Annotated in this window: 11 protein-coding genes; 4 read left to right on the top strand and 7 right to left on the bottom strand. The window is 71.2% G+C overall.

Features of this window, described 5'->3' with window-relative positions:
* Positions 1–124: 124 nt before the first annotated feature.
* Both ACFYX3_RS38320 and ACFYX3_RS38315 read left to right on the top strand, forming a co-directional pair.
* Complete coding sequence (locus ACFYX3_RS38320; RefSeq protein WP_389024122.1) at positions 125–880, top strand: DUF3558 domain-containing protein; 756 nt, start codon at positions 125–127, stop codon at positions 878–880.
* A 120-nt stretch (positions 881–1,000) separates the two neighbouring features.
* Positions 1,001–2,290 carry a DUF2637 domain-containing protein gene (locus tag ACFYX3_RS38315; protein WP_389024119.1) on the top strand — a complete coding sequence of 430 codons (1,290 nt, stop codon included), beginning with the start codon at positions 1,001–1,003 and terminating at the stop codon, positions 2,288–2,290.
* 259 nt (positions 2,291–2,549) lie between these two features.
* On the opposite strand, the gene lysS is transcribed toward ACFYX3_RS38315, so the two are convergent.
* Positions 2,550–4,271, bottom strand: coding sequence for a lysine--tRNA ligase (gene lysS, locus ACFYX3_RS38310; RefSeq protein WP_376594252.1), 1,722 nt, complete (start codon positions 4,269–4,271; stop codon positions 2,550–2,552).
* A 173-nt stretch (positions 4,272–4,444) separates the two neighbouring features.
* Between lysS and argS the strand changes: the two genes are divergently transcribed.
* The gene (gene argS / locus ACFYX3_RS38305) at positions 4,445–6,205 is read left to right on the top strand and encodes an arginine--tRNA ligase (RefSeq protein ID WP_389024116.1); all 1,761 of its coding nucleotides are present in this window, start codon (positions 4,445–4,447) and stop codon (positions 6,203–6,205) included.
* A gap of 50 nt (positions 6,206–6,255) precedes the next feature.
* Here the strand turns inward: argS and ACFYX3_RS38300 are convergent, their stop codons facing one another.
* Complete coding sequence (locus tag ACFYX3_RS38300; RefSeq protein ID WP_116165466.1) at positions 6,256–6,525, bottom strand: DUF1876 domain-containing protein; 270 nt, start codon at positions 6,523–6,525, stop codon at positions 6,256–6,258.
* A 109-nt stretch (positions 6,526–6,634) separates the two neighbouring features.
* On the opposite strand from ACFYX3_RS38300, the gene ACFYX3_RS38295 reads away from it, so the two are divergent.
* Positions 6,635–7,486 carry a DUF4253 domain-containing protein gene (locus ACFYX3_RS38295; RefSeq protein ID WP_389024114.1) on the top strand — a complete coding sequence of 284 codons (852 nt, stop codon included), beginning with the start codon at positions 6,635–6,637 and terminating at the stop codon, positions 7,484–7,486.
* Between the two features lie 7 nt (positions 7,487–7,493).
* Here ACFYX3_RS38295 and hemB read toward each other — a convergent pair whose 3' ends face one another.
* From hemB to ACFYX3_RS38270, 5 genes are all read right to left on the bottom strand, one after another.
* On the bottom strand, positions 7,494–8,498 hold the full coding sequence (gene hemB / locus ACFYX3_RS38290) for a porphobilinogen synthase (protein WP_389024111.1): 1,005 nt from the start codon (positions 8,496–8,498) through the stop codon (positions 7,494–7,496).
* Positions 8,499–8,785: 287 nt separating this feature from the next.
* Positions 8,786–10,456, bottom strand: coding sequence for a uroporphyrinogen-III synthase (locus tag ACFYX3_RS38285; protein ID WP_351188942.1), 1,671 nt, complete (start codon positions 10,454–10,456; stop codon positions 8,786–8,788).
* Complete coding sequence (gene hemC, locus ACFYX3_RS38280; RefSeq protein ID WP_389024107.1) at positions 10,453–11,439, bottom strand: hydroxymethylbilane synthase; 987 nt, start codon at positions 11,437–11,439, stop codon at positions 10,453–10,455. Before hemC ends, ACFYX3_RS38285 begins: the two co-directional genes overlap by 4 nt.
* Positions 11,436–12,791 carry a glutamyl-tRNA reductase gene (locus tag ACFYX3_RS38275; protein ID WP_382660099.1) on the bottom strand — a complete coding sequence of 452 codons (1,356 nt, stop codon included), beginning with the start codon at positions 12,789–12,791 and terminating at the stop codon, positions 11,436–11,438. Before ACFYX3_RS38275 ends, hemC begins: the two co-directional genes overlap by 4 nt.
* On the bottom strand, positions 12,788–13,597 hold the full coding sequence (locus ACFYX3_RS38270; RefSeq protein ID WP_376594264.1) for a redox-sensing transcriptional repressor Rex: 810 nt from the start codon (positions 13,595–13,597) through the stop codon (positions 12,788–12,790). The genes ACFYX3_RS38275 and ACFYX3_RS38270 overlap by 4 nt, the downstream gene beginning before the upstream one ends.
* Positions 13,598–13,864: the final 267 nt, after the last annotated feature.

The raw sequence follows: 13,864 nt of genomic DNA, 5'->3' as shown, positions 1-13,864 counted from the left end.
GCGATCCGTGAGCGGACGGCGACCACGTAACGTGTCGGCGTACCCGTGGCCGTGGCCATGGCCGCGCCCGTGGCTCCGGCCGACGGGTCACCGGCCGACCGTACGACAAGCGACTGAAGGAACCATGCAGCGATCAGCTCCGCGAACGCGTCTCTCCCGCATACTCGCCTGCGCCGCCGTCCCGGTGATGCTCGTCGCCGCGGGGTGCTCCTCCTCGGATTCCGGGGACTCCGGCAAGACGCAGGGGGAGGGGCAGCAGGGTCAGGGCCAGACGTCGGCGTCGGCGTCCGTGACGCCGTCGCCCTCGCAGTCGACGAAGAAGGTCAAGCCGGCGAAGTTCGCGAAGCTTCCGCAGGTCTGCAAGGCGATCTCGGCGAAGACGACGGCGTCGCTGGTGCCGAAGGCGAAGACGAAGGGCGGCACGCCGGCGGCCTCCAGTGACCTGGCCAGCCGTGGCGGCTGCTCGTGGAACGGGCTCGACGACAAGGGCGTGAAGGGCTCGCAGTACCGCTGGCTGGACGTGTCCTTCTACCGCTACGACTCCGACGCGGTGCTCGGCAGCGGTCAGGAGCGCGCCCAGGAGAACCTGGCGAAGGAGCTGGCGAAGGTCCAGGAGACGCCGGGCGCGAAGAAGCTGAAGACCGTCACGGCGAACGGCATCGGGGACGAGGCGAAGACCGTCACGTACCAGCTGCGCAAGACGGACGAGGACTTCCAGTACACGTCGGTCCTGGTGCGTACGGGCAACGTGCTGGTTCTGCTGTCGTACAACGGCGCCGGTTACGCGGGTGCCGAGACGCCGTCGGAGAAGACGATCACGAACGGTGCGGGGACTGCGGTCAAGGAGGCCGTGGCAGCGGTCGCCGCAGCCAACAAGTAGTCACAAACCGGCGCAGAGTGCCACATTCGCGCGGAGCCCGTCCCTCCCCCCGAGGGCCGGGCTTCGCTCACATGTGCCACTCTGTGCGCGCCGGATGTCGATTGACGGGAGGGTTCGCGGGTGGCCGCGATGCAGCTGACACGCACACACCGAATACTCATCGGCCTCGTCATCGGCGGTGCGCTGATCATCGCGGGGATCGGTTTCGCGGGTTCGTACGCCGCCGTGCGCGAGCTCGCCCTGCAGAAGGGCTTCGGCACCTTCTCGTACTTCTTCCCGATCGGCATCGACGCGGGCATCTGTGTGCTGCTCGCGCTGGACCTGCTGCTGACCTGGCTGCGGATCCCGTTCCCACTGCTGCGCCAGACCGCCTGGGTGCTGACGGCCGCGACGATCGCCTTCAACGGCGCGGCGGCCTGGCCGGACCCGCTGGGCGTGGGGATGCACGCGGTGATCCCGGTGCTGTTCGTGGTGGCGGTGGAGGCCGCGCGGCACGCGGTGGGCCGGATCGCGGACATCACGGCCGACAAGCACATGGAGGGCGTCCGGATCACCCGCTGGCTGCTGTCGCCGGTGCCGACGTTCCGGCTGTGGCGGCGGATGAAGCTGTGGGAGCTCCGCTCGTACGAGCAGGTGATCAAGCTGGAGCAGGAGCGGCTGGTCTACCAGGCGCGGCTGCAGGCGCGTTTCGGGCGGGGGTGGCGGCGCAAGGCTCCGGTGGAGGCGCTGATGCCGCTGCGTCTCGCCCGGTACGGGGTGCCACTGGCGGAGACGGCGCCGGAGGGCCTGGCGGCGGCGGGCATCGAGCCGGTCGTCCTGCCTGCGGATTCGCTGTCGCCGGTGCCGCAGCCGGTCGCACTGGCGGAGCCGCAGCAGCAGGCGGCGCTGCCGGCGCAGGTCCAGGGGCAGGTTCCGGCGCAGGTCCAGGGCCAGATGCCGGAGCAGGTTCCGGGGCAGGTCCAGGTGCAGGTTCCCGGGCAGGGGCAGGCCCCGGTCGGGCCGGTGAACCACGAGAGTCCGTGGTTCGACGCCACGCAGGTCTCCCCGGAGTCGTACGAGGGCACGTACAACCCGCAGATCGTGGAGGGTCTCGAGCCCATGCCGGTCCCGGTTCCGCAGGGGCCGGAGGACGTGCCGCCGGCGGGTCCGGAGGAGTTCGTGGAGTACCCGGAGTACGTGGAGCAGCCGGAGCAGCGGGTCGACGACTTCGAGGACGTCGTCTACAAGGTCATGGGCTCGTACGTGCTCGAGCACGAGCAGTTCCCGGCCGAGGCCGAGCTGGCGCGTCTGGTGGCCGAGCAGTACGGCCTTCCGGAGTTCCCGCCGAACGACATCGACCTGCTGCGGCAGGCGGTGCCGGGTGCCCAGGAGCGCGTCCAGCAGGCGAGGGCCGACGTGGACACCCCGTAGGAGAGACGTCGTACGTGAAAGGGCCGCCACCCGGATCCGGGTGGCGGCCCTTTCACGTACTCGGGTCACGCGCTCACGCGCCGAGCAGCTTGCGCACCCGGTCCGCGCCGACCGCGAGCAGCAGCGTGGGCAGGCGGGGGCCGGACCCCTTTCCCCACGCCGCCCTCGCACCGCTCGGCCCCAAGGGGCCTCTCGGGCTTCGACCGGCTGCGCCGGACTCCGTCCGTCGACCCGCAGCCCGGTCCGAAGCCTCTGAACGCTACGCGCCGAGCAGCTTGCGCACCCGGTCCGCGCCGACCGCGAGCAGCAGCGTGGGCAGGCGGGGGCCGGTCTCGCGGCTGACGAGGAGCTTGTAGAGCAGGGCGAAGAAGGCGCGCTGAGCGAGCTTCAGCTCGGGCGTCGGCTTGGCCTCGGGGTCGAGACCGGCCATGACCTTCGGGACGCCGTAGACGAGGGTGGTGAGTCCGTCGAGCGACCAGTGGGTGTCGAGGCCCTCCAGGAGCAGGCGGAGCGACTCGCGGCCCTGGTCGTCGAGGGTGCCGAGGAGCTCGGTGTCGGGCTCCTCGCGGACGATGGTGCGCTGGTCGGCCGGGACCTGGTTGGTGATCCAGTTCTCGGCGCGGTCGAGGCGCGGCCGGACCTCGTCGAGGGAGGTCACCGGGTTCTCGGGGTCGAGTTCGGTGAGGATCCGCAGGGTCTGCTCGTCATGGCCGGCGGTGATGTCCATGACGGAGGCGAGGGTGCGGTACGGGAGCGGACGCGGGGTGCGCGTCAGCTCGCCGGCGGCCGTGCGGGCGGCGCGGGAGTGGGCGGCGGCGTCGGCGGGCAGGACGGAGCCGTCGGCGACCTTGGCCTCCAGCTTGTCCCACTCGTCGTAGAGCCGCTGGATCTCCTGGTCGAAGGCGATCTTGAAGGACTGGTTGGGCCGACGGCGGGCGTACAGCCAGCGCAGGAGCTGCGGCTCCATGATCTTCAGGGCGTCCGCCGCGGTGGGCACGCCGCCGCGGGAGGAGGACATCTTGGCCATGCCGCTGATGCCGACGAAGGCGTACATGGGGCCGATGGGCTGGACGCCGTCGAAGATGCCGACGATCTGCCCGCCGACCTGGAAGGACGAACCGGGCGAGGAGTGGTCGACGCCGGAGGGCTCGAAGATGACGCCCTCGTAGGCCCAGCGCATGGGCCAGTCGACCTTCCAGACCAGCTTGCCGCGGTTGAACTCGCTGAGCTTGACGGTCTCGGAGAAGCCGCAGTTCGTGCAGGTGTAGGCGAGCTCGGTGGTGTCGTCGTCGTAGGACGTGACGGTGGTGAGGTCCTTCTCGCACTGACCGCAGTAGGGCTTGTACGGGAAGTAGCCGGAGGCGCCCCCGGAGCCGTCGTCCTCGGCGGCGGCGCCGGAGCCCTCCTCGGCCTCCAGCTCGGCCTCGTCGAGGGGCTTCTGGGACTGCTTCTTCGGGGCCTTCTTCGTCCGGTACTGGTCGAGGATGGCGTCGATGTCGCCACGGTGCTTCATGGCGTGCAGGATCTGCTCGCGGTAGACGCCGGCCGTGTACTGCTCGGTCTGGCTGATCGGGTCGTACTCGACGCCGAGCTCCGCGAGGGACTCGACCATGGCGGCCTTGAAGTGCTCGGCCCAGTTGGGGTGGGGCGAGCCGGCGGGGGCCGGGACCGAGGTCAACGGCTTGCCGATGTGCTCGGCCCAGGAGGCGTCGATGCCCTCGATGCCGTTCGGGACCTTGCGGTAGCGGTCGTAGTCGTCCCAGGAGATGAGGTGCCGGACCTCGTATCCGCGGCGGCGGATCTCGTCGGCGACCAGGTGCGGGGTCATGACCTCGCGGAGGTTGCCGAGGTGGATCGGGCCCGAGGGGGAGAGTCCGGAGGCGACGACGACCGGTTTGCCAGGCGCACGTCGCTCCGACTCGGCGATGACCTCGTCCGCGAAACGGGAGACCCAGTCGGTCTCGGTGCTGCTCTGAGCCACGGTCGGTACGTCCTTCTTCCTGAGGGATTCTGCCTGTCAGCCCTACGAGGACCATTCTCCCAGACGGAACGACACTCTCCGAGGTTGTCCACAGGCGGGGAAATCACGTTGCGCCGCCATGGGACACTTGACAAGCGAATCAGACCTGACGGACTCAACAGGAACGGAAGCTCATGGCCTCGGTCCCTTCCCTCGCTTCGACCGTGCAGCAGCGCCTCGCGGACGGCCTCTCGGCGGCTCTGCCGGACGCCGCGTCCGCCGACCCGCTGCTGCGACGAAGCGACCGGGCCGACTTCCAGGCCAACGGCATCCTGGCGCTCGCCAAGCAGCTCAAGGGCAATCCGCGTGAGCTGGCGACGAAGGTCGTCGAGGCCATCCCGGCCAACGACGTCCTGAAGGAGATCGAGGTCTCGGGCCCCGGCTTCCTGAACATCACGGTGACCGACTCGGCGATCATCGACACCCTCGCGGCCCGTGCGGCGGACGCGCGTCTCGGCGTGCCGTTCAACGAGTCGGCGGGCACGACGGTCATCGACTACGCCCAGCCGAACGTGGCGAAGGAGATGCACGTCGGCCACCTGCGGTCCGCGGTGATCGGCGCGGCGATGGTCGAGATCCTGGAGTTCACCGGCGAGACGGTGGTCCGGCGTCACCACATCGGCGACTGGGGCACCCAGTTCGGCATGCTCATCCAGTTCCTGATCGAGCACCCGCACGAGCTGGACCACTCCTCGGAGGCGGAGGTCTCCGGCGAGGAGGCCATGTCGAACCTGAACCGGCTGTACAAGGCCTCGCGTGCGCTGTTCGACTCCGACGAGGAGTTCAAGACGCGGGCGCGTGCCCGGGTCGTGGACCTCCAGGCGGGCGACGAGGAGACCCTGGCGCTCTGGCAGCGGTTCGTCGACGAGTCCAAGATCTACTTCTACTCGGTCTTCGACAAGCTGGACATGGACATCCGGGACGGCGACGTCGTCGGCGAGTCCGGGTACAACGACATGCTGCAGGAGACCTGCCGGATCCTGGAGGAGTCGGGCGTCGCGGTCCGTTCCGAGGGTGCGCTGTGCGTGTTCTTCGACGACGTGAAGGGCCCGGACGGCAACCCGGTGCCGCTGATCGTGCAGAAGTCCGACGGCGGCTTCGGCTACGCGGCGACGGACCTGTCGGCGATCCGGGACCGGGTGCAGAACCTGAAGGCGACGTCGCTGCTGTACGTGGTGGACGCCCGCCAGTCGCTGCACTTCAAGATGGTCTTCGAGACGGCCCGCCGCGCCGGCTGGCTGAACGACGAGGTGAAGGCCGTCCAGCTGGCCTTCGGCACGGTCCTGGGCAAGGACGGCAAGCCGTTCAAGACCCGTGAGGGCGAGACGGTGCGGCTGGTGGATCTGCTGGACGAGGCGATCGACCGTGCCTCGGCCGTGGTCCGGGAGAAGGCCCAGGACCTCACGGAGGCGGAGATCGCCGAGCGTGGTGCGCAGGTGGGCATCGGCGCGGTGAAGTACGCGGACCTGTCGACGTCGGCGGCCCGCGACTACAAGTTCGACCTGGACCAGATGGTCTCGCTGAACGGCGACACCTCGGTGTACCTGCAGTACGCGTACGCGCGTATCCAGTCGATCCTGCGGAAGGCCGGCGACGCGAAGCCGGTCGCGCACCGGGAGCTCGGCCTGGCCGCCTCGGAGCGGGCCCTCGGTCTGCACCTGGACGGTTTCGGCGAGCTGATCGCGGAGACGGCCGCGGAGTACGCGCCGCACAAGCTGGCGGCATACCTGTACCAGCTGGCCTCGCACTACACGACGTTCTACTCGGAGTGCCCGGTCCTGAAGGCGGACACCCCGGAGCAGGTCGAGAACCGTCTGTTCCTGTGCGAGCTCACGGCCCGCACGCTGCACCAGGGCATGGCCCTGCTCGGCATCCGGACGCCCGAGCGCCTCTGACGCTTCGAGGTGAAGCCCCCGGTACGGATCTCCGTCCGGGGGCTTCGTCGTCAGCGGATGGCGTGAGAGGTCCGGCCGGACACCTCGTCGATCTCCTTGTGGGCCTTCTGGAGCAGCTGCGAGGCGAGGTCCATGAGGGCGCGTGCGCCGGCGATCTCCTCGCCCACCCGAAGCTGGTCCGGGTCCGAGGGGTGCCGGTTCGCGGTGCCGTGGGCCCGGAACTCGGTGCCGTCGGTGAGCCGGACCATGGCCGCGGCCCGCGTCCGGTCACCTTCCTCCTTGAATTCCATCTCCACATGCCATCCGACAAGCGTGTGCATCATGAGGACCACCTCCACCGAGGACCTGTCGGCTACCTCTCCAGGGTGCGCCGCCCGCTGCCGCCCCACCACTCGCCCCGTTGTCGGTGCGGCCCCCTACCTTCTGATCATGGCGATGATCCCGAACCAGCTGCCGAAGCTCGTGTCCGATCCGACGGGCCGCTCCCTCGGCCTCGACCTGCCGCCGGGCGCGCTCACGGGCCCGGCGGACGCTCCGTACTTCTGGTCGGGGCACGATCCGGCGGGTCCCGGGGCCTGGGCGGCGCTGCGGCCGGCGGCCCGTACGGCGGGGCTGCTGCCGGTGCTGCTGGGCGGTGAGTCGGATCCGGAGCCGGAGTGGATGAGCGATCCGGCGGACCACGACGCCGACGAGGTACTGGCCGGGTTCTGGGCGGACTACGCGGCCGCGGAGATACCGGAGGAGGAGCGGGACCCCGACCCCGCCGTGGCCGCCTCCGTGAAGGAGCTGTTCGGCGAGCAGCCGGGGTACGAGGAGATCGTGGCCCCGTTCGCTGCGGGCTGGCCGGGCCTGGCTCCGGCGCAGCGTCTGCGCACCGACCCGGATCGGGAGGCGACCAAGATCGCCGAGGCGCTGACGACGTCGGTCTCCTGGATGGCGGAGGCCCGACCGGCGCTGGTCCCGGCGCGGCGCAGTGCCGACATACCGGCGGTCATCGGCTGGACGGGGCCGTTGAACCACGAGAACGACGTGGCGCGGCTGTGCGCGGTGCTGCGGTCCTGGGAGGACCGTTTCGGCGCCCGGGTCGTGGCGCTCGTCGGCGGCCAGCTGGTGGTGTCGGTGGCGGCACCGCCCCGGACTCCGGAGGAGGCCGAGGCGGTGGCGGCGGAACACTTCGCGTTCTGCCCGGACAACATCACGCAGGGGCACCACGAGAGCCTGCGCGAGTACGCCCGCGAGGCGCTGATCGGCGCCCCGGTGTGGACCTTCTGGTGGGACTAGCTCCCGGTCAGCGGCGCCCGGCGGACAGCCACTGCGCGGCCTCGGTCGCCCAGTACGTGAGGATCATCTGACCACCGGCGCGGCGGATGCCGGTGAGGGTCTCCAGGATCGCCTTCTCGCGGTCGATCCAGCCCTTCTCGGCGGCGGCCTCGACCATCGAGTACTCGCCACTGATCTGGTACGCGGCGACGGGGACGTCGACGGACGCGGCGACCTTGGCGAGCACGTCCAGGTACGGCCCCGCGGGCTTGACCATGACCATGTCCGCGCCCTCCTCCAGGTCGAGTGCCAGCTCGCGCAGGGACTCGCGGAGGTTGGCGGGGTCCTGCTGGTAGGTCTTGCGGTCGCCCTTGAGGGAGGAGCCGACGGCCTCGCGGAACGGGCCGTAGAAGGCGGAGGAGTACTTCGCGGTGTACGCGAGGATCGACACGTCCTCCTTGCCGATGGTGTCGAGGGCGTCGCGGACGACTCCGACCTGCCCGTCCATCATTCCGGAGGGGCCGACGACGTGGACGCCGGCGTCGGCCTGGACCTGGGCCATCTCCGCGTAGCGTTCGAGCGTGGCGTCGTTGTCGACGCGGCCGTCGGCGTCCAGGACGCCGCAGTGGCCGTGGTCGGTGAACTCGTCGAGGCACAGGTCGGACATGATGACGAGCTCGTCGCCGACCTCGGCGCGGACGTCGCGGATGGCGACCTGAAGGATGCCGTCGGGGTCGGTGCCGGCGGTCCCGGCGGCGTCCTTCTTCTCGTCCTCGGGGACGCCGAAGAGCATGATCCCGGAGACCCCGGCCTCCAGCGCCTCCACGGCGGCCTTCCGCAGGGTGTCCCGCGTGTGCTGGACGACCCCGGGCATGGCCTGGATCGGCACGGGCTCGGTGATGCCCTCGCGCACGAACGCGGGCAGGATCAGGTCGGCGGGATGCAGCCGCGTCTCGGCCACCATCCGGCGCATGGCAGGCGTCGTCCGCAGCCGCCGCGGCCGCGCCCCGGGAAAGGATCCGTACGAGTTCATAGCCCCGAGGCTACGCCTGCACCCACAGTGCCTTTACCAACACCTTGTGGGCATACGCCCCGCCCCGTTGTGGGCATGCGTTCCGCCGGGGCGGAACAGGTGGGCCCAACGGAACGGCGCCCTTGCCGGCGCCAGAGGCTCCCGCACCTGAACCCGCATCGGAAGCGCGGCGCCACTGGTGGTGCGGGTCAAGGCGCAGGGGCGGGGGCGCAGCCAGGCGCGCCCCGCAACGCCAAGGGGTGCGGGCCCGGAAACCGGACCCGCACCCCACAGAACCGCTATGCCGGCTACGTCGTCCGACGTCGCCTGGCGCCCGGCCGCCGCTCACTGGGCCGCGTCACCGGATCCCCCGCCTCCAGCGCCGACTCCCGGCGACGGAGCCCGAAGTCGGCCAGCGCCTCCGCGAGCTTGTGGACCGACGGCTCGGGCGAGAGCACGTCGACGCGCAGCCCGTGCTCCTCGGCCGTCTTGGCCGTGGCGGGCCCGATGCAGGCGATGACCGTCACGTTGTGCGGCTTGCCGGCGATACCGACCAGGTTCCGCACGGTCGACGAGGAGGTGAAGAGCACGGCGTCGAAACCGCCGCCCTTGATCGCCTCCCGCGTGTCCGCCGGCGGCGGCGACGCGCGCACCGTCCGGTAGGCGGTGACGTCGTCGACCTCCCAGCCGAGCTCGATGAGGCCCGCGACCAGCGTCTCGGTCGCGATGTCGGCGCGCGGCAGGAAGACGCGGTCGATCGGGTCGAAGACCGGGTCGTAGGGAGGCCAGTCCTCGAGAAGACCCGCCGCGGACTGCTCGCCCGACGGCACGAGGTCCGGCTTCACACCGAAGTCGACCAGGGCGGCGGCGGTCTGCTCGCCCACCGCCGCGACCTTGATCCCGGCGAAGGCGCGGGCGTCGAGCCCGTACTCCTCGAACTTCTCCCGCACCGCCTTCACCGCGTTGACGGAGGTGAAGGCGATCCACTCGTAGCGGCCGGTGACGAGCCCCTTGACCGCGCGCTCCATCTGCTGCGGCGTGCGCGGCGGCTCGACGGCGATCGTCGGCACCTCGTGCGGCACGGCGCCGTACGAGCGCAGCTGGTCGGAGAGCGACGCGGCCTGCTCCTTGGTGCGCGGCACGAGGACCCGCCAGCCGAAGAGCGGCTTCGACTCGAACCACGACAGCTGGTCCCGCTGCGCCGGGGCGCTGCGCTCGCCGACCACGGCTATGACGGGCCGGTGGCCTTCGGGCGAGGGGAGGACCTTGCCCTGCTTGAAGACTTGGGCGATCGTCCCGAGGGTCGCGTTCCAGGTGCGCTGGCGCGTCGTCGTACCCGCGATCGTGACGGTGAGCGGGGTGTCCGGCTTACGGCCAGCCGCCACCAGCTCACCGGCCGCCGCGGCGACCGAGTCGAGGGAGGTGGAGACGACGACGGTCCCGTCCGAGGCACCGACCTCGGCCCAGCACCGCTCGTCGGCGGTCCGCGCGTCGACGAAGCGCACGTCGGTGCCCTGCGCGTCGCGCAGCGGGACACCGGCGTACGCGGGCACGCCGACGGCGGTCGCGACTCCGGGGACGACCTCGAAGGGGATGCCCTCGGCGGCGCAGGCGAGCATCTCGGCTCCGGCGTTCCCGTCGAGGCCGGGGTCGCCGGTCACCGCACGGACGACCCGCCTGCCGCCCCGCGCGGCCTCCATGACAAGATTGGCCGCATCCCTCAACACGGGGACACCGGCGGTTGTTGACGCCTCGTCAACAACCGTCAGCTCAGGCGTGCTCACCCCCACGCGCGCATGGCCGCGAACGACCTCGAGCACCTCCGGCTCGGCGATCAGGACGTCCGCCCCCGCGAGGGCCTCGACGGCCCTGAGGGTCAGGAGTCCGGGGTCACCCGGGCCTGCGCCGAGGAACGTGACGTGCCCATGGCCCGCGAAGGCCGGGGACAGGGGGCTGGTGGTCGGGCTGGTGGGGCTCAAAGTGCTCGCTCCCCCATAAGACCGGCCGCACCCTTGGCGAGCATCTCGTCCGCGAGTTCGCGTCCGAGCGCCAGGGCCTCGTCGTGCGAGGTGGGTACGGGTCCGGTGGTGGACAGCTGCACCAGCGTCGAGCCGTCGGTGGTGCCGACGACGCCGCGCAGGCGCATTTCGGTGACAACCTGCCCGTGACCGGGGTCGTCGGCCAGCAGGTCGGCCAGCGCACCCACGGGTGCGGAGCAGCCGGCCTCCAGGGCGGCGAGCAGGGATCGCTCGGCGGTCACGGCGGCCCGCGTGTGCGGGTCGTCGAGCGGCGCGAGCGCGGCGACGAGTTCGGTGTTCGACGCCAGGCATTCGACGGCCAGGGCCCCCTGGCCGGGGGCGGGCAGGACGGTGTCGACGGCCAGCGGCTCGGCGGTCAGGCCGCCGAGGAGCTCGTCGGTCCCGCCGATGCGGTTGAGTCCGGCGGCGGCCAGGACGACCGCGTCGAGCTCGCCCTTGCGGACGTAGCCGACGCGGGTGTCCACGTTGCCGCGGATCGGGACGCAGGTGATGTCCAGGCCGTGGTTGCGTGCGTACGCGTGGAGCTGCGCCATGCGCCGCGGGGAGCCGGTGCCGACGCGCGCGCCCGCGGGCAGCGTGTCCAGCGTGACGCCCTCGCCCGCGATCAGTACGTCGCGCGGGTCCTCGCGCAGCGGGATCGCGGCCAGCACCAGGTCGGGGTGCTGGGCGGTCGGCAGGTCCTTCAGGGAGTGCACGGCGAAGTCCACCTCGCCGGCGAGCAGCGCGTCACGCAGCGCGGCGACGAAGACGCCGGTGCCGCCGATCTGCGCGAGGTGCTCCCGGGAGGTGTCCCCGTACGTCGTGATCTCCACGAGCTCGACGGGCCGGCCGGTCAGCTGCCGGACGGCATCGGCCACGTGCCCGGACTGGGCCATGGCGAGCTTGCTGCGCCTGGTCCCGAGCCTCAGTGCCCTCTCGGTCATACTCGCCCTCGGTTCTTGACGTCGGCGTCATTCAGGTCGGCCCGGCTGACAGAAGCCACCGTCTCCGGGTCGAGGTCGAAGAGTGTCCGCAGCGCGTCCGCGTACCCGGCGCCGCCGGGCTCGCTGGCCAGCTGCTTGACCCGCACGGTCGGCGCGTGCAGGAGCTTGTCGACGACGCGGCGCACGGTCTGGGTGATCTCGGCGCGCTGCTTGTCGTCGAGGCCGGGGAGGCGGCCTTCGAGGCGGGCGACCTCGCCGGCGACCACTTCGGCGGCCATGGTGCGCAGGGCGACCACGGTCGGGGTGATGTGGGCGGCGCGCTGGGCCGCGCCGAAGGCGGCGACCTCGTCGGAGACGATGCCGCGGACCTGGTCGACGTCGGAGGCCATGGGCGCGTCGGCGGAGGCCTCGGCGAGCGACTCGATGTCGACGAGCCGGACACCGGGGATGCGGTGGGCTGCGGCGTCGATGTCGCGGGGCATGGCGAGGTCGAGGAGGAAGAGCGGGTCGCGGCGTCCGCGCGCGGCGGCCTCGACGGCCTCGCCGGTGAGGACGAGTCCGGTGGCGCCGGTGCAGGAGACGACGACGTCGGCACGTGTCAGTTCGTCGCCGACGGCAACCATCTCGACCGCGCGTGCGGCCACGCCCGTTCCCCCGGGCTCGTTCAGGATCTGGGCGAGCCGCTCGGCGCGGGCCAGGGTGCGGTTGGCGATGACGATCTCGGAGACGCCGGAGCGCGCCAGGGTGGCGGCGGCGAGCGAGGACATCGAGCCGGCGCCGATGACGAGGGCCTTCTTGCCCTTGGCCCAGGTCTCGACGTCGGTGTCCTGCGCGAGCTGCTCCAGGCCGAAGGTGACGAGCGACTGCCCGGCCCGGTCGATCCCGGTCTCGCTGTGGGCGCGCTTGCCGACCCTCAGGGCCTGCTGGAACAGGTCGTTGAGGAGGCGTCCCGCGGTGTGGAGGTCCTGGCCGAGGGCGAGGGCGTCCTTGATCTGGCCGAGGATCTGACCCTCGCCGACGACCATGGAGTCGAGTCCGCAGGCCACCGAGAAGAGGTGGTGGACGGCCCGGTCCTCGTAGTGCACATAGAGATAAGGAGTGAGCTCGTCCAGGCCGACGCCGCTGTGCTGCGCGAGCAGCGTGGACAGCTCGGCGACCCCGGCGTGGAACTTGTCCACGTCGGCGTAGAGCTCGATGCGGTTGCAGGTGGCCAGGACGGTGCCCTCGGCGGCCGGTTCGGCGGCGAGGGTGTCCTGGAGCAGCTTGGTCTGGGTGTCCGCCGACAGCGAGGCCCGCTCCAGGATGGAGACGGGGGCGCTGCGGTGGCTGAGGCCGACGACGAGAAGGCTCATGCCGGCATCACCGCGGGGACGTCCCCGTCGGGTCCCTTGCGACCGGTGGTGCCCGTGGTGGCGCGCGGGGCCGGCGGTACGACGGCGGCGGGCTCGGGCTCCGGCTCGGCGAGCGCGTCGGGGCCCTCCTCGGCACCGGTCTCCTCGCCGGCCTTCCGCTGCTCGTGGAAGGCGAGGATCTGCAGCTCGATGGAGAGGTCGACCTTGCGCACGTCGACGCCGTCGGGCACGGAGAGCACGGTCGGGGCGAAGTTCAGGATGGAGGTGACTCCGGCGGCCACGAGCCGGTCGCAGACCTGCTGGGCGACGCCGGCCGGGGTCGCGATGACGCCGATGGAGACGCCGTCCTCGCTGATGATCTTCTCGAGGTCGTCGCTGTGCTGGACGGGGATCCCGGCGACCGGCTTGCCGGTCATGGCGGGGTCGGCGTCGATGAGCGCGGCGACGCGGAAGCCGCGGGAGGCGAAGCCGCCGTAGCCGGCGAGGGCGGCGCCGAGGTTGCCGATGCCGACGATGACGACGGGCCAGTCCTGGGTGAGCCCCAGCTCACGGGAGATCTGGTAGACGAGGTACTCGACGTCGTAGCCGACACCGCGGGTGCCGTACGAGCCGAGGTAGCTGAAGTCCTTGCGCAGCTTCGCGGAGTTGACCCCCGCCGCGGCCGCGAGCTCCTCGGAGGAGACCGTGGGTACGGAGCGCTCCGAGAGCGCGGTGAGTGCGCGCAGATACAGCGGAAGCCGGGCGACGGTGGCCTCGGGAATTCCTCGGCTACGGGTCGCCGGTCGGTGAGTTCGGCCAGTTGCCACGGTGCTCCTGCGGGATGAGCGGGGCTGCAGGCGGCCATACGTCACAAGACCGCCCCGTCGAATGCAGGCTATGTCTTTGTGAACGCGTGCACAAAGATGGTGTCCGTTTTGTCCGGCCAAAGTGACCGGGGTCACGCGGCCGGTTCGCATCGTCGCGGAACCGCGGAGCGTGTCAGCGCGTTGAGATCCCGAAGGGGGCAAAGCCGCACACTCTCCTCACGATGCCGCCCCCGAAACCCAACAAAACGTCCATGATGGTAGCCGTCT

Source organism: Streptomyces sp. NPDC002463 (assembly GCF_042889835.1).
Taxonomy (GTDB): domain Bacteria; phylum Actinomycetota; class Actinomycetes; order Streptomycetales; family Streptomycetaceae; genus Streptomyces; species Streptomyces nymphaeiformis.
The sequence above is the reverse complement of the archived record's forward strand: the minus strand, read 5'-3'. Positions and strand labels throughout refer to the sequence as shown.

What these genes read in the sequence shown, in the direction of transcription:
- ACFYX3_RS38320 (WP_389024122.1), top strand. Translation starts at nt 125, where the DNA reads ATGCAGCGATCAGCTCCGCGAACGCGTCTCTCCCGCATACTCGCCTGC.
- argS (WP_389024116.1), top strand. Translation starts at nt 4,445, where the DNA reads ATGGCCTCGGTCCCTTCCCTCGCTTCGACCGTGCAGCAGCGCCTCGCG.
- ACFYX3_RS38300 (WP_116165466.1), bottom strand. Translation starts at nt 6,525, where the DNA reads ATGCACACGCTTGTCGGATGGCATGTGGAGATGGAATTCAAGGAGGAA.
- ACFYX3_RS38295 (WP_389024114.1), top strand. Translation starts at nt 6,635, where the DNA reads ATGGCGATGATCCCGAACCAGCTGCCGAAGCTCGTGTCCGATCCGACG.
- hemB (WP_389024111.1), bottom strand. Translation starts at nt 8,498, where the DNA reads ATGAACTCGTACGGATCCTTTCCCGGGGCGCGGCCGCGGCGGCTGCGG.
- hemC (WP_389024107.1), bottom strand. Translation starts at nt 11,439, where the DNA reads ATGACCGAGAGGGCACTGAGGCTCGGGACCAGGCGCAGCAAGCTCGCC.
- ACFYX3_RS38275 (WP_382660099.1), bottom strand. Translation starts at nt 12,791, where the DNA reads ATGAGCCTTCTCGTCGTCGGCCTCAGCCACCGCAGCGCCCCCGTCTCC.